16 protein-coding genes, 2 pseudogenes and 3 riboswitches are annotated in these 20730 nt (G+C 70.7%); of the genes and pseudogenes, 13 read left to right on the top strand and 5 right to left on the bottom strand.

Annotation, left to right across the window (positions count from 1 at the left end):
• The 7 genes and pseudogenes from PINTE_RS05615 to PINTE_RS24175 all read left to right on the top strand — a co-directional run.
• Window positions 1–294 (top strand): (2Fe-2S)-binding protein (locus PINTE_RS05615; protein ID WP_169798464.1); only part of this gene is annotated, 294 nt, incomplete at its 5' end.
• 47 nt (window positions 295–341) lie between these two features.
• A riboswitch (cobalamin riboswitch) is annotated at window positions 342–523 on the top strand.
• Between the two features lie 179 nt (window positions 524–702).
• Window positions 703–1749 (top strand): homocysteine S-methyltransferase family protein, encoded by a 1047-nt coding sequence (locus tag PINTE_RS05610; protein ID WP_068427351.1) that lies wholly within the window; start codon window positions 703–705, stop codon window positions 1747–1749.
• A 24-nt stretch (window positions 1750–1773) separates the two neighbouring features.
• Complete coding sequence (locus PINTE_RS05605; RefSeq protein WP_068427349.1) at window positions 1774–3327, top strand: ABC transporter substrate-binding protein; 1554 nt, start codon at window positions 1774–1776, stop codon at window positions 3325–3327.
• Window positions 3320–4273 carry an ABC transporter permease gene (locus tag PINTE_RS05600; protein ID WP_157087096.1) on the top strand — a complete coding sequence of 318 codons (954 nt, stop codon included), beginning with the start codon at window positions 3320–3322 and terminating at the stop codon, window positions 4271–4273. The genes PINTE_RS05605 and PINTE_RS05600 overlap by 8 nt, the downstream gene beginning before the upstream one ends.
• Window positions 4270–5088 carry a nickel transporter permease gene (gene nikC / locus PINTE_RS05595; RefSeq protein WP_068427345.1) on the top strand — a complete coding sequence of 273 codons (819 nt, stop codon included), beginning with the start codon at window positions 4270–4272 and terminating at the stop codon, window positions 5086–5088. The genes PINTE_RS05600 and nikC overlap by 4 nt, the downstream gene beginning before the upstream one ends.
• The gene (locus PINTE_RS05590; RefSeq protein ID WP_068427343.1) at window positions 5081–5896 is read left to right on the top strand and encodes an ATP-binding cassette domain-containing protein; all 816 of its coding nucleotides are present in this window, start codon (window positions 5081–5083) and stop codon (window positions 5894–5896) included. Before nikC ends, PINTE_RS05590 begins: the two co-directional genes overlap by 8 nt.
• Window positions 5893–6513: pseudogene (locus tag PINTE_RS24175) on the top strand (ABC transporter ATP-binding protein); the annotation flags it as partial. The gene PINTE_RS05590 and the pseudogene PINTE_RS24175, both read left to right, overlap by 4 nt.
• Window positions 6514–6568: 55 nt before the next feature.
• On the opposite strand, the gene PINTE_RS05585 reads toward PINTE_RS24175, so the two are convergent.
• Complete coding sequence (locus tag PINTE_RS05585) at window positions 6569–8002, bottom strand: MFS transporter (RefSeq protein WP_084343279.1); 1434 nt, start codon at window positions 8000–8002, stop codon at window positions 6569–6571.
• Between the two features lie 67 nt (window positions 8003–8069).
• Window positions 8070–8483: pseudogene (locus tag PINTE_RS05580) on the bottom strand (DUF6221 family protein); the annotation flags it as partial.
• A 15-nt stretch (window positions 8484–8498) separates the two neighbouring features.
• A riboswitch (cobalamin riboswitch) is annotated at window positions 8499–8706 on the bottom strand.
• Window positions 8707–8778: 72 nt separating this feature from the next.
• A riboswitch (cobalamin riboswitch) is annotated at window positions 8779–9006 on the top strand.
• 111 nt (window positions 9007–9117) lie between these two features.
• On the opposite strand from PINTE_RS05580, the gene PINTE_RS05575 reads away from it, so the two are divergent.
• Genes PINTE_RS05575 through meaB form a run of 4 tightly spaced genes read left to right on the top strand, consistent with a single transcriptional unit; the run spans window position 9118 to window position 14843 of the window.
• Window positions 9118–9603 (top strand): hypothetical protein, encoded by a 486-nt coding sequence (locus PINTE_RS05575; protein WP_157087095.1) that lies wholly within the window; start codon window positions 9118–9120, stop codon window positions 9601–9603.
• Window positions 9600–11624, top strand: coding sequence for a methylmalonyl-CoA mutase family protein (locus tag PINTE_RS05570; protein WP_245642822.1), 2025 nt, complete (start codon window positions 9600–9602; stop codon window positions 11622–11624). The genes PINTE_RS05575 and PINTE_RS05570 overlap by 4 nt, the downstream gene beginning before the upstream one ends.
• Window positions 11621–13858 (top strand): methylmalonyl-CoA mutase, encoded by a 2238-nt coding sequence (scpA, locus tag PINTE_RS05565; RefSeq protein ID WP_068427337.1) that lies wholly within the window; start codon window positions 11621–11623, stop codon window positions 13856–13858. The genes PINTE_RS05570 and scpA overlap by 4 nt, the downstream gene beginning before the upstream one ends.
• The gene (gene meaB / locus PINTE_RS05560; protein WP_068427336.1) at window positions 13851–14843 is read left to right on the top strand and encodes a methylmalonyl Co-A mutase-associated GTPase MeaB; all 993 of its coding nucleotides are present in this window, start codon (window positions 13851–13853) and stop codon (window positions 14841–14843) included. The genes scpA and meaB overlap by 8 nt, the downstream gene beginning before the upstream one ends.
• A gap of 25 nt (window positions 14844–14868) precedes the next feature.
• Here meaB and PINTE_RS05555 read toward each other — a convergent pair whose 3' ends face one another.
• From PINTE_RS05555 to tpx, 3 genes are all read right to left on the bottom strand, one after another.
• The gene (locus tag PINTE_RS05555) at window positions 14869–15615 is read right to left on the bottom strand and encodes an esterase family protein (RefSeq protein WP_068427335.1); all 747 of its coding nucleotides are present in this window, start codon (window positions 15613–15615) and stop codon (window positions 14869–14871) included.
• Between the two features lie 402 nt (window positions 15616–16017).
• Window positions 16018–17163, bottom strand: coding sequence for an alpha/beta hydrolase (locus PINTE_RS05550; RefSeq protein ID WP_068427334.1), 1146 nt, complete (start codon window positions 17161–17163; stop codon window positions 16018–16020).
• A gap of 89 nt (window positions 17164–17252) precedes the next feature.
• Window positions 17253–17750: a thiol peroxidase gene (gene tpx, locus PINTE_RS05545; protein ID WP_068427333.1), complete on the bottom strand. Its 498-nt coding sequence runs from the start codon at window positions 17748–17750 to the stop codon at window positions 17253–17255.
• Window positions 17751–17945: 195 nt separating this feature from the next.
• Between tpx and PINTE_RS05540 the strand changes: the two genes are divergently transcribed.
• Window positions 17946–19295, top strand: coding sequence for a short-chain fatty acid transporter (locus tag PINTE_RS05540; RefSeq protein WP_068427329.1), 1350 nt, complete (start codon window positions 17946–17948; stop codon window positions 19293–19295).
• A gap of 168 nt (window positions 19296–19463) precedes the next feature.
• The gene (locus tag PINTE_RS05535) at window positions 19464–20648 is read left to right on the top strand and encodes a dicarboxylate/amino acid:cation symporter (RefSeq protein WP_068427354.1); all 1185 of its coding nucleotides are present in this window, start codon (window positions 19464–19466) and stop codon (window positions 20646–20648) included.
• Window positions 20649–20730: the final 82 nt, after the last annotated feature.

The raw sequence follows: 20730 nt of genomic DNA, 5'->3' as shown, positions 1-20730 counted from the left end.
GAGGCGGTGGCACGGCTGACGGAGGCGGTCGCCGGCCGCCACGGGGTGGGGTCGCGGGTCGCGTGGGGCAACGTGGGGTCGGCGGCCAACGGTGCCGCCTCCCAGATCGCCGCGGCGCGACCGCGCCTGGCCCCGGCGGCCCGGGCCGCGGCCGATCGGGTGTTGGCGGACCCGCGCGTGGACGACGGGGCTCTGCGCACCGGCCCCGGGTTCCGCCGGCGCAGCTGCTGCCTCATCTACCGCGTGTTCGGGCGGCCCGAGGGGCTGTGCGGGGATTGCGTGCTCGCGGGCTGAATCCACCCGACGCCGCGATCCGTACGACGAGCGCCGCACGCCGAGCGTCATAGAGGTGGTACGTTTCCCGGCAGCGAAGCAGAACCGGGAAGTCGGTGGAAGTCCGACACGGTCCTCGCCACTGTGAACGGGAAGCCGCACCCCGCACGACGCCACTGGGCCGCACGGCCTGGGAAGGCAGGGGTAGGCGTTCGACCCGCAAGTCAGGAGACCGCCTGCCTCGCCATCCGTAGCGCCGATCCACGAGCGATGGAGTGGCTGTGCCCAGAGCGTGCACGTTCACGAGCCCCGGTGATTCACGCCGGGCCGTCTCGCGAACCCTGCCGACGACGGGCCGTGCCGGCCTCAAGGCCGCGAGCTTCCTGAACCGTGCGTGGACGGCGAGAACCCGTTGCCGAGGAGCCACGCATGCGCGCGAACCAGCTGACCGACCGTCTCGCCTCCGGACCCCTGATCTGTGCCGAGGGCTTTCTCTTCGAACTCGAGCGCCGCGGATACCTGACGGCGGGTGAATTCGTACCGGAGGTCGCGCTGGAGTTTCCGGACGCCCTGCGCACCCTGCACCAGGACTTCCAGCACGCGGGCTCGGACATCGTCGAGGCGTTCACCTACAACGGACACCGCGAGAAACTGCGGGTCATCGGCAAGGAAGACCTCCTGGAGCCCCTGAACCGGTCGGCGCTACGGATCGCCCGCGAGGTCGCCGACGCGGTGCCCGACAACCTGATGGCCGGCAACATCTCCAACAGCAACATCTGGGACCCCGCCGATCCGGCCCGTCAGCGCGAGGTCCGGGCGATGTTCACCGAGATGGTGGGTTGGGCGCTCGAAGAGGGTGCCGACATCATCATCGGCGAGACCTTCTACTACGCCGGCGAGGCCCTGTCGGCGCTGGAGGTGGCCAGCGCTAGCGGGTTGCCAGTCGTGCTGACGATCGCGCCGATGGCCGGTGACGAGATGAGCGACGGCGTGGGGATCGTTGCGGCGTGCCAGGAGCTGGAACAAGCCGGGGCCGACGTGGTCGGCATGAACTGCTTCCGTGGTCCGGACACGATGCTGCCGTGGCTGCGCCGCATCCGGGAGGCGGTGTCGTGCCCGGTCGCCGCGCTGCCGGTGCCGTACCGCACATCGCCGACCGAGCCGACGTTCTTCAACCTGCACGACGACCGCGCCCGCGTGCCCGCCCCGCACGGACGTACATTTCCGACGGCGCTCGACCCGCAGTCCGCGAACCGCTACGAGATTGGCGCCTTCGCCGCACAAGCGCACGCGATGGGGGTCGGTTACCTCGGGGTGTGCTGCGGGGCCTCGCCGATGCTCGTGCGCGAGGTCGCCGAGGCCGTCGGTGTGACCACCCCCGCGAGCCGCTTCTCGGAAAACATGCGCAATCACTTCATGTACGGCGACAACGAGCGGCTTCCCGAACACATCGTCGCCCTCGGCGACCGGGCCTGACACCCAACGGAAGGTATCGCCGTCATGAAGAAACGCTCATTGTGGTCCGCGCTCGCCCTGATGCTGACTCTTCTCGCAGGCTGCGCGGTCAGCGACGGCACCGCCGCCGGAGGCGGCGCTGCCACGGGTGACGGGCATTCGCTGCGGTTCATGACCGTCTACCCGGCCAACACTACCGACCCCCAAGTCGTGCAGTCCTCGTTCATCCTCAACTCCGGCGCCGTCGAGACCCTCGTCGGGCTCGACCCGAAGAGCCTCGAGCTGGCCCCGGCGCTCGCGCAGAGCTGGACGGCCACGGACCCGACGACGTGGACCTTCACGATCCGTGACGGTGTCACCTTCCACAACGGCAAACCCGTCGACGCGGAGGCGGTGCGTAAGAGCATCGCGCGGGTCATCGAGGTCAACCCCGGGGTGGCCAAGCTGCTGCCGATCGCGTCGATGAACGCCTCGGGGCAGACCCTGCAGATCCACACTTCCGCCCCGGCTCCCGGGTTGCCTTCGGAGTTCGTGCATTTCAACACCGTGATCGTCGACACCGACGCCGACGGCACGCTGCCGATCGGCACCGGTCCGTTCGCGTTCGAGGCGTTCGACATCCGCGGAGAGGCCCGGTTGTCGCGCTACGACGGCTACTGGGGTGGCCCGGCCAAGCTCGCCCACGTGACGATGACGGCCAACCAGGACGCGAACGCTCGCCTGCTGGCGCTGCAGTCCGGTGAGGCCGATCTCATCTACCGGCCGTCCACCGAGAGCCTGGACGCGCTCCGCGGCGACTCGCGCATGCGGGTCGAGTCCGTGCCCGGCACCCGCGTCTACCACCTGCTCTACAACTTCGACGGGCCGAACGCCACGCTGTGGGCCAACGAGGAGTTCCGTCGCGGCATCGACGCGCTCATCGATCGCGACGCGATCACCAAGACCGTGCTCAGCGGCGAGGGTCAGTCCACCGACAGCCCTTTCCCCACCGGCCGCATCATCACCCCGCCCGCCGGGCCGGCGCGCGAGCACGGCACCGAGGTGGCGCTCGCGCACTTCCGGGCCGCCGGGCTGGATGTGAGCGGCGGGCGCGTCACCCGCGGCGGAGCCCCACTGGCGATGAACATCGTCACGTATGTGGCGCGACCGGAGCTACCGGGCATCGCGCAGGTCGTCGAGAACGCCGCCTCGCACGTGGGCATCTCGTTGAGCATCGTCACCGCCGACAACATCGATGAGCACCTCGACAAGAACCGGAGCGGCTGGGACCTGGCGACGTACTCTGTCAACACGATCACCCGCGGGGACGGCTCGTACTTCATCAACGGTTCGCTGAGCCCGGGCGGCGCGCAGAATCACGGGCATCTCGACGTGGCCGCGCTCAACACGCTGAACTCGCGGTTCAACGCGACCTCGGGCGTCGGCCCCCGGGCGCAGGTCGCCAAGCAGATCGGCTCTATGGTGCGCGACGACTACCTGAACGCCTACATCGTCTCGCCGAACGAGACCGCCGCCTACGACACCTCGGTGACCGGCTGGACGACCCCGCCGAACGAGTTCGAGTTCCCCATGATCACCAAGGACCTCGATCGTGGGTAGGTGGGCGCGGGCCGCGTTGACCCGGCTCGCGGAAGTGCTGCTCATGCTGTGGACCATCACGGTCGCGAGCTTCCTCGTCGTGGCCCTCGCTCCAGGAGACTCCGCCCTGTCGGCGCTGCGGGTCGACACGGTCGCGCTGAGCCAGGCCGAGATCGACGCCTACCGCGCACAGTTGGGGCTGGATGACCCGATCGTCGTGCGCTACGCCAAGTACCTCGTCGGGCTGGCCCACGGCGACCTCGGCACCTCGGTGATGACCGGCCGACCGGTGGCCGCGGAGGTTGCCGGCGCACTGCCCGCGACGCTGAACCTGGCCCTCGCGGCTGTCGCGGTGACGATCGTGCTCGTTCTGGCCTTGGGCACGGCCGCCGCCCTGCACCGCGGCACCTGGATCGATTCCGCCGTGAGCCTGTTCTGCTATGTGGCCGCGTCGATGCCCACCTTCTGGCTCGGGCTCCTGCTCATCCAGGTGTTCTCTGTGAACATGCGGGTGCTGCCCGCCTCGGGGTGGCACCAGGGGTTGGGCCTGATCCTGCCGACGGTGAGCCTGGCGGCGGCCATCGCGCCTCCGTTCATCAAGATCTACCGGGAGAGCTACACGGAGACCCGGCAGCGTGACTTCGTGCGCTCCGCTCGCGCGCGAGGGATTCCGGACTCGCTCATCCGCACGCGACACGTGTTGCGCGGCAGCCTCATTCCGGTCGTCACCGTGATGGGGGTCAGCTTGGGCAGTCTGCTGTCGGGCTCGGTGGTCGTCGAGGCGGTCTTCGGGCTGCCCGGCATGGGGCAGCTGGCCGTCGAGGCGGTCACCCGCCGCGACTACGGGGTGCTGCAGGGGTTCATCCTCGTCATCGGGGTCGCGGTGCTCATCATCAACCAGCTGGTCGACCTGAGCTACCGCCTCATCAGCCCCGAGGTGCGCCTGAAATCGGGGACCGCGGCATGAGGCGCGGCACACAGGCCCTGCTGGTGGCCGCGGTGGCGCTGCTCGTCGCGATGCTCGCCGGCCCGTGGCTGGCCCCGCACGATCCCTTGGCGGTCAACCTCGGGGATGCGCTCGCGCCGGCGAGCTGGAGCCACCTGGCCGGCACCGACCAGCTCGGGCGCGACGTGTTCTCCCGGGTGCTCACCGGCGGCCGCACGACGGTGGGCATCGCGCTGGCGGCCCTCTTGGCCTCCATCGCGGTCGGGGTGCCGGTCGGGCTCTACGCCGGTTACCTCGGCGGCCGCCTCGACTGGGGGCTCATGCGCGTCAGCGACGCCTTCATGTCGTTTCCCGAGTACGTCGTCGCGATCGTGCTGACCGGGCTCATGGGACCGGGCTTCGGCAACCTCGTCATCGCCGTCATGGCCGTCAAGTGGGTCGCCTACACGCGCTTGGTGCGCAGCGTCGTCATCCAGGAAAAGACCCAGGACTACTACCTGGTCGCCCGGGTCAGCGGGTCGAGCACAACCCGGACTGTGCACAAACACCTGCTGCCGCACGTCGTGGGCCCCGTGCTGTCGCTGGCCACCCTCGACATCGGCAAGATCGTGCTGCTCGTGGCGTCGCTGTCGTTCCTGGGTCTCGGGGTGCCCCAGCCGTCCCCGGAATGGGGCGCGATGCTCAACGAAGGGCGCACCTACTTCACCCAGACCAGCCTGCTCATGCTCGCGCCCGGACTGGCGATCTTCCTCGTCGTCGTGCTCACCAGCGTTGCGGGAGACCAGCTCAGCACGCGATACTCCATCGACCCGAGGCTGAGTGAGAGCCGTGCTTGAGGTACAGAACCTGACGATCGGCGTTCGCGGCGGCCGCGAGCTCGTGCACGGCGTGTCGTTCGGAGTGGAGGCCGGGCAGTGGCTGGCCATCATCGGCGAAAGCGGCTCCGGCAAGAGCATCAGCGCTCATGCGATCGGTGACCTGCTGCCGCAGAACCTGCGCCGGGAGGCGGGCCGGTTGCGGCTCGGTGACGCCGACCTGCTGACGTGCGGGCCGCGCCGGATGCGCCGCGAGCTCGGGCAGAACCTGTGTTACGTCTTCCAGAACTACACGGGCGCGTTCTCTCCGTACTACCGGCTGGGTGAGCACATGCACGAGGCGCTGACGGCGCACACGGGCCTGGACCGGCATAAACGGCGTCGCCGCATCGCCGACGCGCTGGAGGAGGTCAACCTCGACCCGGATGCGACGCTCACGCGGTACCCGTTCCAGCTCAGCGGCGGTCAGATGCAACGCGTTGTGCTCGCGACGGCCCTCATGCTTCGGCCCCGGCTGCTCATCGCCGACGAGCCGACAACCGCGTTGGACGCCAAGACGCAGGCCGACGTGCTGGCGCGCATCGACGACCTGCGCCGCTCCACAGGGTGCGCCGTGCTGTTCATCACCCACGACCTGCGCTGCGTCATCGACCGTGCCGACCGGATCGCGGTCATGCGCGACGGCCGGATCGTGGAGACGGGGGTCACGGCCGAGGTGATCGCGGCACCGCAGCACGAGTACACCCGCAACCTGTTCGCCTCGGTGCCGGCGGTCGACCTCCGCCCCGACCGGCTGCCCGTGTTCGACGACGAGGAGGACAACACATGACGAGCGTCGCGGCCCTGCGCGCGGAGCACCTGACGCGGACCTACCCCAACGGACACACGGCCGTGGACAACGTGACCCTGAGTCTGGCGCCGGGTGAGTGCCTCGGCATGGTGGGTGAGAGCGGCTCGGGCAAGAGCACCTTGGCCCGTGCCCTGTTGGGCCTGGAGCCACTGGCCTCCGGCCGGATCTGGCTGGACGGCGCGGAGCTGACCGCGATGCGCGGCCGGGAGTTCCGGCGTCGGCGCGCTCGGATGCAGGTGGTGTTCCAGAGCGCCGCGGGCTCGTTCAACCCCCGGCTGCCGATCATCGAGTCTCTTCTCGAGCCGCTGGCGTGCCGCCCTGGTGGGCTCGCGGCGGCCCTGAGCGCTCTCGACGGGGATCGGCGCCTCTTCGCCGAAGAGCTGATGCGACGCGTGCGTCTCGAGCCGGACGTGCTCGACGCCCGGCCGAGCGCCCTGTCCGGTGGGCAGCTGCAGAGGGTCTCGATCGCGCGGGCGCTGAGCGTGCGCCCCGACGTGGTGATCCTCGACGAGCCGACCGCCAGCCTGGACGTCTCGATCCAGGCACGGGTGCTCAATCTGCTCAAGGATCTGCGCGATGAGACCGGCGTGGCGATGCTGTTCATCACCCACGACCTGGCCGCAGCCCGCTTCATGAGCGACCGCCTCGCCGTCATGCAGTCGGGTCGCATCGTGGACGAGTGCGACCAGGACGAGCTGTTCGACCCCGCGCGGCATCCGTACACTCGCGAGCTCGTCGAGCTGTTCCGAAGCGGAGCGGCGACGAATGCGGGGTAGGGGCGCTCGCCGCGGCTGAGGCGGGCGCGTCGGGTTCTCCCGGCGGCCGTGGTTGGTTCGGCAGACCGATGTCGTGTCGACGCAACAATGCGGGCACGGCCCCGGACGCCACCGCTGGAAAGAGGGCCAGGACGAGCCAGGGCGTCATCGCCGACAACCCCGGCTCCCGGGCCAGGTCGATGACCTGACCGACCGTCGCGCTGCCCGCAAGCACCGCGGCTCCGCCGATCGTCGACAGGGCCCCGAGATAGCTGCCGACCGCGCGGCCGGTGGCCATCACTCCGACGATGTCGCGGGCCATCGGCAACACGAGCATCTGCGCCACGTGCACCAGGGCGACGAAGGCGGCGGCGGGCAGGTACCGAGCCGGGCCGTGCAGCTCGACGGGAGCGAAGCCGGCCACCGGTAGAAAACAGCAGGCCAGCGCGAGGTAGCCCAGAGCGAAGGCGCGGGGAGGCCCCAGCCGACGCGCGAGCCGCGCGAGCGGCATCGCGCCGACGATCATCACCACCGCGGCGAGGAGGAAGTACCAGGAGATGGCGGCGGCCGGGGCCCCGATCCGGTCCAGCTCGGCCGGGAGCGCCAGATAGAGCTGGTTGTAGGAGACCAGGTAGCAGGAGTGCAGCACGGCGAACGCGAGGAACACCCGGTTGCGGCCGACGACGGCCAAGGCTCGCCCGACCGAGGTGTGCTCGCTGGCCCGGGAGCCGCGCGGCAGCCAGACCAGCTGCGCGAGCAGGATGAGTCCGAACACGCCGGCCGCGATCACGCAGGTGGTTTCGAACGGCACGACGAGCAGCACCGCGCCCAGCAGCGGTCCGACGACGGCGCCGACCTGGCTGACGATGCCCTCCAGCGCCCAGATCTCGGTGCGGCTCGGACCGCCCTCGCATTCGAGGCGCTCGCCCCAGCTGGAGACGGCGGACTCCAGCGCGGGCGAGAAGAGCGCGGCGGCCAGGCCGACCAGCACGACGCCGACGACCATGGCGACCACGCCGGTGGCTGTGGCCAGCGTGAAGAACCCGGCGATGCGCACGAGGCAGCCGATGACGATTGAACGCCACACACCCCAGCGGTCGGCGATCGCCCCGCCGACGAAGAACATGCCCTGCTGGCTGAAGGTGCGTAGCCCGAGCACCGCGCCGATGACCGCGCCCGTGAGTCTCAGCTCGTTCTCCATGTACGCGGCCAGAAACGGTACGACGAGGTAGAAGCCGATGTTGAAGCCCAGCTGGGTGAGCATCAGCAGGCGTAGCGGCGCGGTGAGCGCGCGAAACGTGCGCACGGGGCCTGCGGTCGAGCGGTGCATGGGGTGGCCTTTCGGAGCGGACCCGATCCCGAGCCCGCGGCGGAGGTGTGGGCCGCGGATCCGGTGGTCAACCGGATCGGGGTACCTCGCCCACGTCGGCCGGCGTGCGGACCGTCTCCCATTCGGGGCGGAACTGCGGGTGGGAGCGGTAGGCCAGCAGCAGCAACCGCAGCGTCGTGTCGTCCAGGTCCTGTCCCCGGATGAGTCGGGCGAGGGTCTCGTGCAACTCTCCAGAGCGCGCTCGGCGTTGACGGGCCGCCGGTAACTCCTCGAGCAGCCGGGCGCACAGGAAGTCCGATAGTTGGGGCTCCAGCCCGGTTCGGTGGGTGGTCGGTGCCGGGGGGTGCTGCCTGACGGCGGGCGTTGCGTAACGGTGCATCTGCTCATCCCTCGCGAGCTCGTCGATGACGGCCTGCGACCACGCCGATGAGCCGACGGGACGGGCGGGTGACCCGCCACCAGGACTCCACCCACGAGAGTCGCAGACCTCCGCGCCCGGCGGGCGCGGGCGTCGGCAGGTCTTCGGACTCGTGGGCGTGCTGCTCGTGTCTACGGCCGTCGCTTCCCAGGCCGCTGGGGCCCAGTGCGTCATGACGGCGTTCGTTCCCACTCACCGCTGCGGGGCAGTCCCGGAGTTCCACCGGGTTCCCTCTTGCGACGGCGCCACGCACGCGCGGCGCCGAACCGATGCAGCATCCAGAGTACGCGCCGACCCCGGTCGTGCTCGGAGTCGGCGGGTCTTTCTCGCGGGTCCGACCCCTTCGGGGTCGAGGAACGATTAGGTTGGGCTTGCTGGTTCTCCGGCCCCAGGCTTGCCTGCGGGTGCGGAGTCGTAAGAGGGAACCCGGTGAGAATCCGGGACTGCCCCGCAGCGGTGAGTGGGAACGACCGCCGTCACGTGCACTGGGACGACCACCTGGGAAGCGACGGCCAGTAGGAGTTCTCGACCTTCAGGGTCGGACGTGCCCGCGAGTCCGAAGACCTGCCAGTGCGCCGTGCGGCACCGTGCGGCGCGCCCTGCGTTCATCGCCTCGAGGGACGGCGCGAACGCTCGCCCCGGCGTTCGACGGTGCGGCGTTCTCCTCCCTGCAAGGCCCGGTTGGGGAGGTCCCCGCATGTCACAGTCATCGTTCACCGAGCAGTCCAGGCAGCCCTTGTCCGGGCATGTCGCTATGCCGCGGTTGTGGCGTTACGACGCCGCCGGTGCCGTCGGACTGGCCGATCAACTGGCCGCGATCGACGCCTCGCTGGCGGCCATGCCCGATCGCCTCATCGATGCGGGGCGGTTGCCCGGATTCGTGCTCGTCAGCGCGGCCATCGAAGCCCGACTCGTGGGATATGCGATCGGGTCGCTACTGGACGACACGGTGCGTATCGAGCCCCTCGCAGTGGTGTCCGCGCTGCCGGCCGCTGAGGCCGAGGCGATCGTCGGGTCGCTCGTTGAGGAAATCCTCGCCGTGCACAGCCGACCGTGGGCCCAGATCAGTCTGCCTGCCGGCTCATCCGCGCTCGCGCACCTGTTGCGCCGGGGTTGGCGCCCCACCTCGGGGCGGCCCACCACCGGCGACCTTGTGCTGTGTGGAGCGGAGGCTCGCCCGTGAGCACCGGCGTGCCGGCCGATGTGCCCGCCTCCCAGATCGACGTGCCGATGGCGCAGGTCGACGAGGATGAGCCGCGCGTGCTCCCGCTGGCCGACGGCTTCGCCGAGGTCGACCTTTCGGCATGGGAGGCCTCGGTCGCCAAGGTGCTCAACCGCGGCCGGCCCCAGGACAAGCAGCTCAGCGGCGACGCGGCCGTCGACCGGCTGCAGATCACGACCGTCGACGGCGTACCCATCGACTGCCTCTACAGCCCCTGGGGGCAGGCGCGGCCCATCGGACATCCGGGGGTCATGCCGTTCACCCGCGGCAGCGGACACCGCCCCACCGCCGTGCCCTGGGGGGTCCGCGGCCGCTATGACGACCCCGACGTCGGCGTGACTCGCCGCTCGATCATGACCGACCTCGAGCACGGGGTGACTTCGCTGTGGTTGGAGGTTGGTGAGCACGCGGTGCGCGCCGACGAACTCGGCCTCGTGCTCGCCGACGTGCTGCTGGACCTGGCCCCGATCTGCGTCGGCTCGGCGGGCGGCGTCGACGCGCAGGTCGAGGCCGCGCAGGCACTGCTCGGCGTGTGGCGCGACCGGGGGTTGGTGACCCGGCAGGCTCGTGGCCATTTGGGCCACGACCCCATCGGCGCCGCCGCCCGCACCGGCCGCCCCGCCGACCCCGACGCCATGGTCGATGCTGCCCGCGCCTGCGCGGCGAACTACCCGGGGGTCGGTGCCGTGTCCGTTGACCTGCGGCCGTATCACGATGCCGGTGCCGGTGACGTCGACGAGGTGGCCTTCGCGCTGTCCACCGGCGTGGAGTACCTGCGCGCCCTGGAGGCCGGGGGACTCGACTCCGCCACGGCAGTGCGGCAACTCGAGTTTCGACTCAACGCCACCACCGACCAGTTCCTCACCATCGCCAAGCTACGGGCGCTGCGCCGGGCCTGGGCGCGCGTCGCGCAGGAGTGCGGCGTGCCGGAGCCGGAGCGCGGGGCCCGGATCCACGCGGTCACCTCGTACCGGATGATGAGTCGGGACGACCCCTACGTCAACGTGCTGCGCGGCACCACGGCCTGCTTCGGGGCTGTCGTGGGTGGCGCCGACGCCATCACGGTGCTGCCCTTCGACACCGTCGCCGGCCTGCCGGAAGACCTGAGCCGGCGCATCGCCCGCAACACCCAGATCCTGCTGGCCGAGGAGTCCAACGTCGGACGCGTGCTCGACCCCGCCGGGGGCAGCTGGTACGTCGAGACCCTCACCGACGAGATCGCGCGGCGGGCCTGGTCGGCGTTCGGAGAGATCGAGTCCCGCGGCGGCATGTCGCGCGCCCTGGCCGACGGTGACGTCCAGGCCCGCCTGGCGGCCACGACCGCCGAACGCGATCGCCGACTGGCCCGTCGCACGCTACCGCTGACCGGGGTGAGCATGTTCCCGCAGGTCGACGAGCAGCCGCTGGTGCGAGTGGGCCGTCCCGAACACGAGGGCGGCGGACTACCCATCCACCGCGACGCCGAGATGTTCGAGCGACTGCGCGACCGATCCGCGGCCCACGCCGCGGTCACCGGCTCCCCGCCGGAGGTATTCCTCGCATGCCTGGGGGCTCGTCGCGACTTCGGCGCGCGCGAGACCTTCGCCAGCGCTTTCCTGGCCGTCGCCGGGCTGGCGACACCGCGCAGCGAGGGGGGCACCCCGCACGAGTTCGGAGAGCGCGCCGCGCAGTGCGGCGCGCGGGTCGCGGTGCTGTGCTCGTCGACCCCGCGGTACGCCGAGGAGGGCGCCCAGGTCGCGCAGGCGCTGCGCGCGGCCGGCGTTGTGCGGCTCTACATCGCCGCGCGGGCGAGCGAACTGGGCGAGCACGCCGATTGCGTTGACGACGCGATCGGGGTCGGCGTCGATGTCGTCGCCGTCCTGACACAGATCCTGGATCTGCTCGGCGCCCCTGGCGGCCGGACCGGCGCGGCGCACCTCGACGACGCGATCGAGACAAGCGGTACGAGCGACACGACTGACCACGGACAGGAGACGGCATGAGCACCATCCCGCGTTTCGACGGCATCGAACTCGGGTCTGGGGCGCCGCCCGCCGACTCCGAGCGGCGTTGGGAGCAGCTGGTCTCGGCCAACGCCTCCTACTCCACCGGCTGGCAGACCCCCGAGCACATCCTCGTGCCGCCGCTGTACACCGACACCGACCTGGAGGGCCTGGACTTCCTGCGCACCGTGCCGGGTGCCCCGCCCTACCTGCGCGGCCCGTACCCGACGATGTACGCCTTCCAGCCCTGGACGATCCGGCAGTACGCCGGCTTCTCCACCGCCGAAGAATCCAATGCGTTCTACCGGCGCAACCTCGCGGCGGGCCAGAAGGGCCTTTCGGTGGCGTTCGACCTGGCCACCCACCGCGGCTACGACTCCGATCACCCGCGCGTGGAAGGTGACGTCGGCATGGCAGGCGTGGCGATCGACTCGATCTACGACATGCGCACGTTGTTCGACGGCATCCCGCTGGACCAGATGAGCGTGTCGATGACGATGAACGGCGCGGTGTTGCCGGTGCTCGCGCTGTACGTCGTGGCGGCCGAGGAGCAAGGGGCCAGCCCGGACCAGCTGTCAGGGACCATCCAGAACGACATTCTTAAGGAGTTCATGGTCCGCAACACCTACATCTATCCGCCGCTGCCCTCGATGCGGATCATCTCCGACATCTTCGCCTACACCAGCGCGAACATGCCGCGGTTCAACTCCATCTCGATCTCCGGCTACCACATGCAGGAGGCCGGGGCGACCGCCGATCTGGAGCTCGCCTACACCCTGGCCGACGGGGTCGAGTACATCCGCGCGGGCCGCAGCGTGGGGCTGGACGTGGACGCGTTCGCGCCGCGGCTCTCCTTCTTCTGGGCCATCGGCATGAACTTCTTCATGGAGGTCGCCAAGATGCGCGCCGCCCGGTTGCTGTGGGCCCGGCTGGTGCGCGACTTCGCACCGAAGAACCCGAAGTCGATGTCGCTGCGGACCCACTCCCAGACGTCGGGGTGGTCGCTGACGGCGCAGGACGTGTACAACAATGTCATCCGCACGTGTATCGAGGCGATGGCCTCGACGCAGGGGCACACCCAGTCGTTGCACACCAACGCCCTCGACGAGGCGATCGCGCTACCCACCGACTTCTCGGCCCGCATCGCCCGCAATACCCAGCTGTTCCTGCAGCAGGAGTCGGGCACGTGCCGGGTCATCGACCCGTGGGGCGGCAGCGCGTACGTGGAGCGGTTGACCCACGACCTGGCCCGCCGCGCGTGGGCGCACATCGAGGAGGTCGAGTCCGCCGGCGGCATGGCGAAGGCGATCGAGGCCGGCATCCCGAAGATGCGTATCGAGGAGGCCGCGGCGCGCACGCAGGCTCGCATCGACGCGGGCCGCCAGCCGGTCATCGGTGTCAACAAGTACCAGGTCGAGGGCGACGAACCGATCGAGGTGCTCAAGGTCGACAACGCGTCCGTGCGCGCTAGTCAGCTCGACAAGCTGCGCCGCCTGAAGGAGGAGCGCAACGAGGAAGCCACCCAGGCCGCCCTCGAGCGTCTGACCAACGCGGCCGCGGACACGAGGGGCTCGGCCGGGGGCGGCGCCAACCTGCTCGCCCTGGCGATCGACGCGGCCCGTGCCAAGGCCACGGTCGGGGAGATCTCCGCGGCGATGGAAAAGGTGTTCGGGCGCTACACCGCGCAGATCCGCACGATCAGCGGTGTCTACCGAAAGGAGTCCGGCGGCGTGGAGGCTATCGAGAGGGCGCAGGAGCTGGTGGCGCAGTTCGAGAAGGCCCAGGGCCGCCGCCCGCGGATCCTCGTGGCCAAGATGGGTCAGGATGGGCACGACCGGGGCCAGAAGGTCATCGCGACCGCCTTCGCCGACCTGGGCTTCGACGTCGACGTGGGTCCGTTGTTCCAGACGCCCGCCGAGGTGGCCCGCCAGGCGCTCGAGGCGGACGTGCATGTGGTCGGCGTGTCCTCGCTGGCCGCGGGGCATCTGACCCTGGTGCCGGCCCTACGTCGCGAGCTCGATGCAGAGGGGCTGACCGACATGATGATCGTCGTCGGCGGTGTCATCCCGGCCCAGGACTTCGATGAGCTGCGCGCGGCCGGGGCCGACGAGATCTACCCGCCCGGCACCGTCATCACGCAGGCAGCGGTTGGGCTGCTCGGCAAGCTACTGGAGCGCTTCGACCCGAGCGTCGCCAGCGCCGCCAACACCAGCACCGAAGGCGCCGATGGCTGACCCCTACGACGTCGACACGCTGGTCGCCGGGGTGGGCCAGGGGTCGCGGCTGGCCCTCTCCCGGGCGATCACGCTCGTGGAGTCGACCCGGCCTGACCACCGTTCCCGCGCCCGGCAGCTGCTGGCCCAGTTGGCGCCGCGCACCGGGTCGGCGTACCGGGTGGGTATCTCCGGAGTCCCGGGCGTCGGCAAGTCGACGTTCATCGACGCGCTCGGCATCCGGCTCATCGAGGCTGGGCACAAGGTGGCCGTCGTGGCCGTCGACCCCAGTTCCACCCGCACCGGCGGCAGCATCCTCGGGGATCGCACCCGCATGGCGCAGCTGTCGGCCCACGACGAGGCCTTCGTGCGGCCCTCGCCGTCCGGCGGACACCTCGGCGGCGTGGCGCGGGCCACCCGCGAGTCGATGATCGTGCTGGAGGCTGCCGGCTATGACGTCGTCCTCGTCGAGACCGTCGGGGTCGGCCAGTCCGAGGTCGCCGTCGCCGAGATGGTCGACACCTTCCTCATGCTCGCCCTGGCCCGCAGCGGCGACCAGCTGCAAGGCATCAAACGCGGCATCCTCGAGCGGGTCGATGTCATCGCGGTCAACAAGGCCGACGGCGACAACGCCGGCGAGGCACGGGTATGCGCGCGGGAGCTGCGTGGAGCGATGCGCCTCATGGCCGACGACGGGCAGCGACCCCCGGCGGTGCTGACGTGCAGCGCCCGCACCGGCGCCGGGCTGGACGACGTGTGGCAGGCGGTGCAGGCGCACCGGTCCGCCCTCGAGCAGGAAGGGTCGCTCGCGCGCCGACGGGCCGGTCAGCAGGTCTCCTGGCTGTGGGCCCTGACGCAGGCGTCGCTGCTCGACGCCCTCCGGCAATCGGAGTCGGTGCGCTCGCTCGCCCCGCGGCTGGAGGCGCAGGTGGTCTCGGGAGAGGTGTCCGTTCCCGAGGCCAGCGAACGGCTCCTGGAGACGCTGGCGGGCGAGCTGCGGCCGTAGGTCACCGCCGCGCGAGCGGCCCGCCTCAGCAGAACCGGGCCAGGTGATGCGCGAGTTGGCGCTGCCACCAGGGCCAGTCGTGGGCGACGTCGTGGCCCCACACGTCGAGCTCGTGGGGGATGCCCTTGTCGCGCAGCAGCCCGGCCATGCGGTGCGTCGACGGCAGCGCCTGCGTCGGGTGCACCTCCCACGCGCCCTGGCCGACGACGAGCACGACGTGCAGCCGCGAGCGCAGCCAGTCCAGGTGCGGGCCGTGCAGCCCGGAGACGTAGTCGGTGGGGTTGGTGAAGTAGGCGGCGTCACCGCGCTCGCCCCAGGCGTGCCAGGTCGAGGGGTCGTAGTTGCCCGACAGGCACAGCGCCACCGGAAACAGGTCGGCGCGGGTCAGCGCCAGTTGCAGCGCGTGGTAGGCGCCCATGCTGGCTCCGGTGACGATGGCGTCGGTCGCGCCGGGGGAGTCGGCGTGGATCCAGTCGAGCACCGGCCCGGTCACCCACGCCTCGTAGGCGCCGTGGCGGCGGGCGCGTTCCTCCAGCGGCAGCCAGCGGTCCGACCACGTCTGGTCGTCGAAGGTGTCGACGCAGTAGAGCTTGAGGCGCCCGGCGTCGATGAGCGGGCGGACCGCTTCCACCATGCCGTTGTTCTCCCAGTCCCAGGCCCGGCCGGCCTCGCTGGGGAAGGCCAGCACGGGGCGGCCCCAGTGCCCGTACCGGATGACGGAGCCGGCGCGACCGAACCCGGCCGCGTCGAACTCGACGTAGGTGCGCTCCACGCGTGACTCACTTCCACCGGAAATCCGGGATCGTCGAGGGCCCCGGGCGCTGCGGGTGGCGGACCCGTCGCCGGAGCGGTTCGCAGCAGGTATAGCAGTGGGCCCCCCGAGCGCGGGGGGCCCACCGTCGTCGGTCGGGTCATTCCAGTCAGTCTGTTGCCTGCTCCCGGCGTGGCGCCATGCGTGACACCGGCGCCCCCGGTGTGTCGCGACGTGACCCTGCTCACGCGGGCTCGGTCTCCGGCGCGAACGTGGGTTTCGTGCCGGACCGACTCCCGGAGCCCGTGGGGCCAAGTGACCACTCGACGAGCGTCGAGTGGTCACTGCACGCAGTGGCGTGCGTTCACAGGTCCGTGAACTGCGATGTTGTGCGGCGCAACGAAGGTGTCCACTCGCGAGCGGTCACTCCAGATGACCCTGTGCCGCCGAATGGGCCGGGAGTGGCGGTTCGCCCGCCACCCGGGCGAGGAGCTCGATGAGGTGCGGGTCGAGCAGGTCGCGCCAGCAGGTGTAGCAGTGTCCGTCGCGCACGGTGCCCCACCCGACGTCGCCCCAGCGGCCCAGCGCGCCGCGCAACTCCTCGTTGTTCGCGAGGTTCTCCTCGGCCGTGCCGCACACCATCGTCAGCGCGGGCAGCTCGCGCGCGGCCGGCGCGTCCGGCGGCGTGGCGCCGACCTCCGCGACGAAGGCGGCGATGTCGTCGAAGAAGCGGTATCCCGACTCCTGCGGGTCCAGGTGCGGGGTGAAGAAGGAGCCGGAGGCGAGGAACAGCCCGCCGAGCGTGCCCGGGTGCCGCCAGTGGGCGTGCAGCGCGGCCAGCCCACCGAGGCTGGCGCCCATGAGCGTCGGCGGCCCCGACATCCGATACCCCTGCGCGAGTGCGGGGATCACCTCGCGGCACAGGGCGTGGGCGTAGTCGTCGTTGGCGGCGTACCGCTCGTCACGAGGCCCCGGAGCCAGCAGCGCCACCCGGTGCGCGGGCAGCCGCCCGGAGCCGATCGCGGCGCCCACCGCGTGGGTGAGCCCCGCGAGCATGTCGAATTCCGACCCGTCGTGCGCGAGCAACAGTGGAGCGGGGCAGTCGGACCCGAGCCCGTGCGGCGACCAGACCTGCAGATCGATCGGCCCCACCCGGGTGTCCAGGGTGTACTGGTGCCGATCCGCAGCGAGCGGCTCCACATTCAGCCACGCGGGCGCCTGGTAGCCGGGCAGTGCCAACTCGGAGTGGTCGCCGAACGCGCCCCCGACCCGGCGCGGGTTGCCCGGATCGAGCAGGTAGATCTCCGCGCCGAGCTCGGGCTCCGGGCTCGGCCCGTCCGCGCTCGGCTCGGGCTCCGGACCGGACCGCTCGCGGGCGACGAACTGGTACTCGAGGCGGTCGACGGGCGGCAGCGGGATCGACAGTCGCCAATCGTCGTCGACGCGGGCGAAGTCGAGGTCGGGGCGCGGCTCGCCGAGCACGATGTCCGTCCACAGCCGCACGGCACCGAACCGGCGGTGCGGGTCGGGCAGCTCGAATGTCACGCGGCCGTCGCGGATCGCAGGCATGCAGCGAACGATAAACGGCCGCCGCCCGGGGGCGACGGCCGCTTCGCGTACATCGGGTGTCAGCGACTCACGACAGGCTCACGACAGGCTCAGGAGAGCGCCGCGATCGCCGCGTCGTAGTCGGGCTCCTGGCCGATCTCCGGGACGAGCTCGGTGTAGGCCACCGAGCCGTCGGAGTCGAGCACGACGACGGAGCGGGCGAGCAGACCCTGCAAGGGGCCGTCGGTCATCGTGACGCCGTAGTCCTCGCCGAAGCTGCTGCGGAAGGCGGAGGCGGCGGTGACGTTGTCGATTCCCTCGGCGCCGCAGAACCGGCTCAGCGCGAACGGCAGGTCCTTGCTGGCGCAGACGACGGTGGTGTTCTCCAGGCCCGCGGCGAGCTCGTTGAACTTGCGCACGCTGGTGGCGCACACGCCGGTGTCGACGCTGGGGAAGATGTTGAGAACGACCCGGCGACCCGACAGGGAGTCGGAGGTGACCTCGGACATGTCGGCGCCGACGAGGTCGATCGTGGGGGCGGCGGAGCCCGTGGCCGGCAGCTCGCCGGTGGTCTGGACGGGGTTGCCCTTGAAAGCGGTAGTTGCCATGAGTTCTGCCTATCACGCCCCGGTGTCGCGCCGGTAGCCGCGCGGCGCCGCGGCGCCGCCCGAACGGCCCGATGTGACGGACAAAAGGGGCCTGTCATGGCAGAGTGACGGCCCGGTCATCCCACCCCGCGGACCGAACCTCACCGACACCAGACACCGACACCAGACACCGACACCAGACAACGGAGTGAGTCGATGCTGACGACACTGACCAGACCCCTCGTGCGCGCCGTCGAGCGCTTCCTGCCCGGCTCACTGTTCTTCGCCATCGCCCTGACGGTCGTCGTGGCGGCCCTGGCCCTCGGCCTCACCGACGCCGGGCCGCTGCAGATCGTCACCGAATGGGGAGACGGCCTGACCGGTCTGCTCGAGTTCATGACGCAGATGTGCCTGGTGCTGCTGCTCGGGCACACGCTGGCGCACACCCGACCGGTCCGCAAGGCGCTGGATCGTCTTGCGGCCGTGCCGCGCTCGGCGCCGATGGCGTACGTCTTCGTCGCCGTATGCACCTCGGTGGCGGCGCTGATCAGCTGGGGCCTGGGGCTCGTCGTCGCCGCGCTGCTGTCGATCGAGGTGGCCCGCGCGGCGCGCGAACGCGGCATCCGGGTGCACTACCCGCTGCTCGTCGCGGCCGGCTACTCGGGCTTCGCCGTGTGGCACATGGGCTACTCCGGCTCCGCGCCGCTGACCGCCGCCACCCCCGGCTCCTTCGTCGAGCGCCAGATCGGGTTCACCATCCCCATCGGCCAGACGATGTTCGCGTGGTGGAACCTGCTCGGCATCGTCGTCGCCATCGTCGTCATCGCCGCCACCGTCTGGGGGCTGCGGCCGCGGGAGGCCGACCCGGTCGTCGAACTGCCCGAGGGCGCCCACCTGGCCGAGGAGGACGACGCCGAGATCGCGCACGACGGCACGCCCGCCGACCGGGTCGACTCCAACCGGGGTGTCACCGGGCTGCTGGGGATCTTCCTGCTCGTCTACCTCGTCGTGTACTTCGCCGACGCCGGCTTCGCGCTGACCCTCGACATCGTCAACTGGACGTTCCTGTGCCTCATCCTGCTGCTCGTCGGCTCGCCGAAGGAGCTCGCCGGGCTCGTCGCGAACGCCGCCCGCAACGTCGGCGAGATCCTGCTGCAGTTCCCGCTGTACGCCGGGATCCTCGGCATCATGACCGGCACCGGCCTGGTCGCGGTGTTCAGCGACTTCTTCGTCTCGATCTCCACGCAGAGCACGCTGGGTCTGTGGGCCTTCCTCGCCGGCGGGCTGATCAACATCTTCGTGCCCAGCGGCGGCGGGCAGTTCGCCGTGCAGGCGCCGATCTTCCTGTCCGCCGCCGAACAGCTCGGCGTCGACCCCGGCATCGTCGTCATGGGCATCGCCTACGGCGACCAGTGGACCAACCTCATCCAGCCGTTCTGGGCGCTGCCGCTGCTCGCCATCGCCAACCTGCGGGTGCGCGACGTCATGGGCTACACGAGCGTCACGCTCATCACCAGCGGGCTCGTGTTCGGGGCCACGATGCTGCTCGCCGGATTCACGTCCTGAGCGCGAGGGCGGAGGGCTAGCGTGCTGTCGGTGAGCACCGACTCCCCGCCCTCCGCCGCCGGCCCCGCCGAGCCCACCGAGCCCACCGAGCCCACCGAGCCCACCGAGCCCACCGAGCCCACCGAGCCGACCGAGGAGCAGCGACGACCTCGCCGGCGCCGCCTCGGGCTGCTGCCCCGGGTGCTCATCGCGATCGTGCTCGGCATCGGGTGCGGGCTGTTCTTCCCGGACTGGCTCGTGCGGGTGTTCGCGACGTTCAACGCTCTGTTCAGCAACTACCTCGGGTTCGTCATCCCGCTCATCATCGTCGGGCTCATCACGCCCGCGATCTCCGAGCTCGGCAAGGGCGCGGGCAAGTGGCTGGGCGTCACCGCGGCGATCGCCTACGGCTCCACGCTGTTCGCCGGCTTTCTCGGCTACGCGGTGAGCATGGCGGTGCTGCCGAGCCTGCTCGCGGGGCGCAGCGTCGGCGCGGTGACCAACCCCGAGGACGCGCTGCTGGGCGCCTACTTCACGGTCGAGATGGCGCCGGTCTTCGGCGTGATGACCGCGCTGGTGCTCAGCTTCCTGCTCGGCGTGGCGCTGACGTTCCTGGACGGCAACGTCATCCACCGCTCGATGGTGGAGTTCCGCGACATCGTCAACATGGTCATCCGGGCCACGCTCATCCCGCTGCTGCCGCTGTACATCTTCGGGATCTTCCTCAACATGTCGGCCACGGGCGAGGCGTTCGCGATCATCTCGACGTTCCTCGGGGTGGTCGCCCTCGTGTTCGCGCTGACCGTCGTGCTGCTGCTCATCCAGTACACGGTCGCCGGCGTGTTCGCGCGCAAGAACCCGCTGGTCATGCTCAAGACGATGCTGCCCGCATACGCGACCGCGCTGGGCACGTCGTCATCGGCGGCGACGATCCCCGTCACGCTGCGCCAGGCGATGAGAATGGGCGTCTCGGAGCCGGTGGCCTCCTTCGTCATCCCGCTGTGCGCGACGATCCACCTGGCGGGCTCGACGATCAAGATCACGACGTTCGCGCTGGCGATCATGGTGCTCTACGGCCTGCCGATCTCCCCGGGGGCCGTCGCGGGCTTCATCTTCATGCTCGGCATCACGATGGTCGCCGCCCCCGGCGTGCCGGGCGGCGCGATCATGACCGCCGCCGGCCTGCTGTCGAGCATGCTGGGCTTCAACGAGGCCCAGGTCGGTCTCATGATCGCCACGTACATCGCGATCGACTCCTTCGGCACCGCCACCAACGTCACCGGAGACGGTGCCATCGCCGCGATCATGGACCGGCTCGTCACCAAGGGCCGCGGCGCCCGTGACCGGGCGGTGCCGGACGGCGCGCCGGCGTAACGCGGCCCGCCCCGGCACCCCCGGAGAATTCGCCATTTCGACGATCCCGATGGAGCCTGCTGGGGCGCGAGTCGGCGAATCC

It is taken from the genome of Piscicoccus intestinalis NBRC 104926, from assembly GCF_001515525.1.
GTDB classification, from domain to species: domain Bacteria; phylum Actinomycetota; class Actinomycetes; order Actinomycetales; family Dermatophilaceae; genus Kineosphaera; species Kineosphaera intestinalis.
The sequence above is the reverse complement of the archived record's forward strand: the minus strand, read 5'-3'. Positions and strand labels throughout refer to the sequence as shown.

Excerpts from the sequence above, each read along its gene's own strand:
- PINTE_RS05610 (WP_068427351.1), top strand. The coding sequence starts at position 703 with ATGCGCGCGAACCAGCTGACCGACCGTCTCGCCTCCGGACCCCTGATC.
- PINTE_RS05605 (WP_068427349.1), top strand. The coding sequence starts at position 1,774 with ATGAAGAAACGCTCATTGTGGTCCGCGCTCGCCCTGATGCTGACTCTT.
- nikC (WP_068427345.1), top strand. The coding sequence starts at position 4,270 with ATGAGGCGCGGCACACAGGCCCTGCTGGTGGCCGCGGTGGCGCTGCTC.
- PINTE_RS05585 (WP_084343279.1), bottom strand. The coding sequence starts at position 8,002 with ATGCACCGCTCGACCGCAGGCCCCGTGCGCACGTTTCGCGCGCTCACC.
- PINTE_RS05575 (WP_157087095.1), top strand. The coding sequence starts at position 9,118 with ATGTCACAGTCATCGTTCACCGAGCAGTCCAGGCAGCCCTTGTCCGGG.
- scpA (WP_068427337.1), top strand. The coding sequence starts at position 11,621 with ATGAGCACCATCCCGCGTTTCGACGGCATCGAACTCGGGTCTGGGGCG.
- meaB (WP_068427336.1), top strand. The coding sequence starts at position 13,851 with ATGGCTGACCCCTACGACGTCGACACGCTGGTCGCCGGGGTGGGCCAG.
- PINTE_RS05550 (WP_068427334.1), bottom strand. The coding sequence starts at position 17,163 with ATGCCTGCGATCCGCGACGGCCGCGTGACATTCGAGCTGCCCGACCCG.
- tpx (WP_068427333.1), bottom strand. The coding sequence starts at position 17,750 with ATGGCAACTACCGCTTTCAAGGGCAACCCCGTCCAGACCACCGGCGAG.
- PINTE_RS05540 (WP_068427329.1), top strand. The coding sequence starts at position 17,946 with ATGCTGACGACACTGACCAGACCCCTCGTGCGCGCCGTCGAGCGCTTC.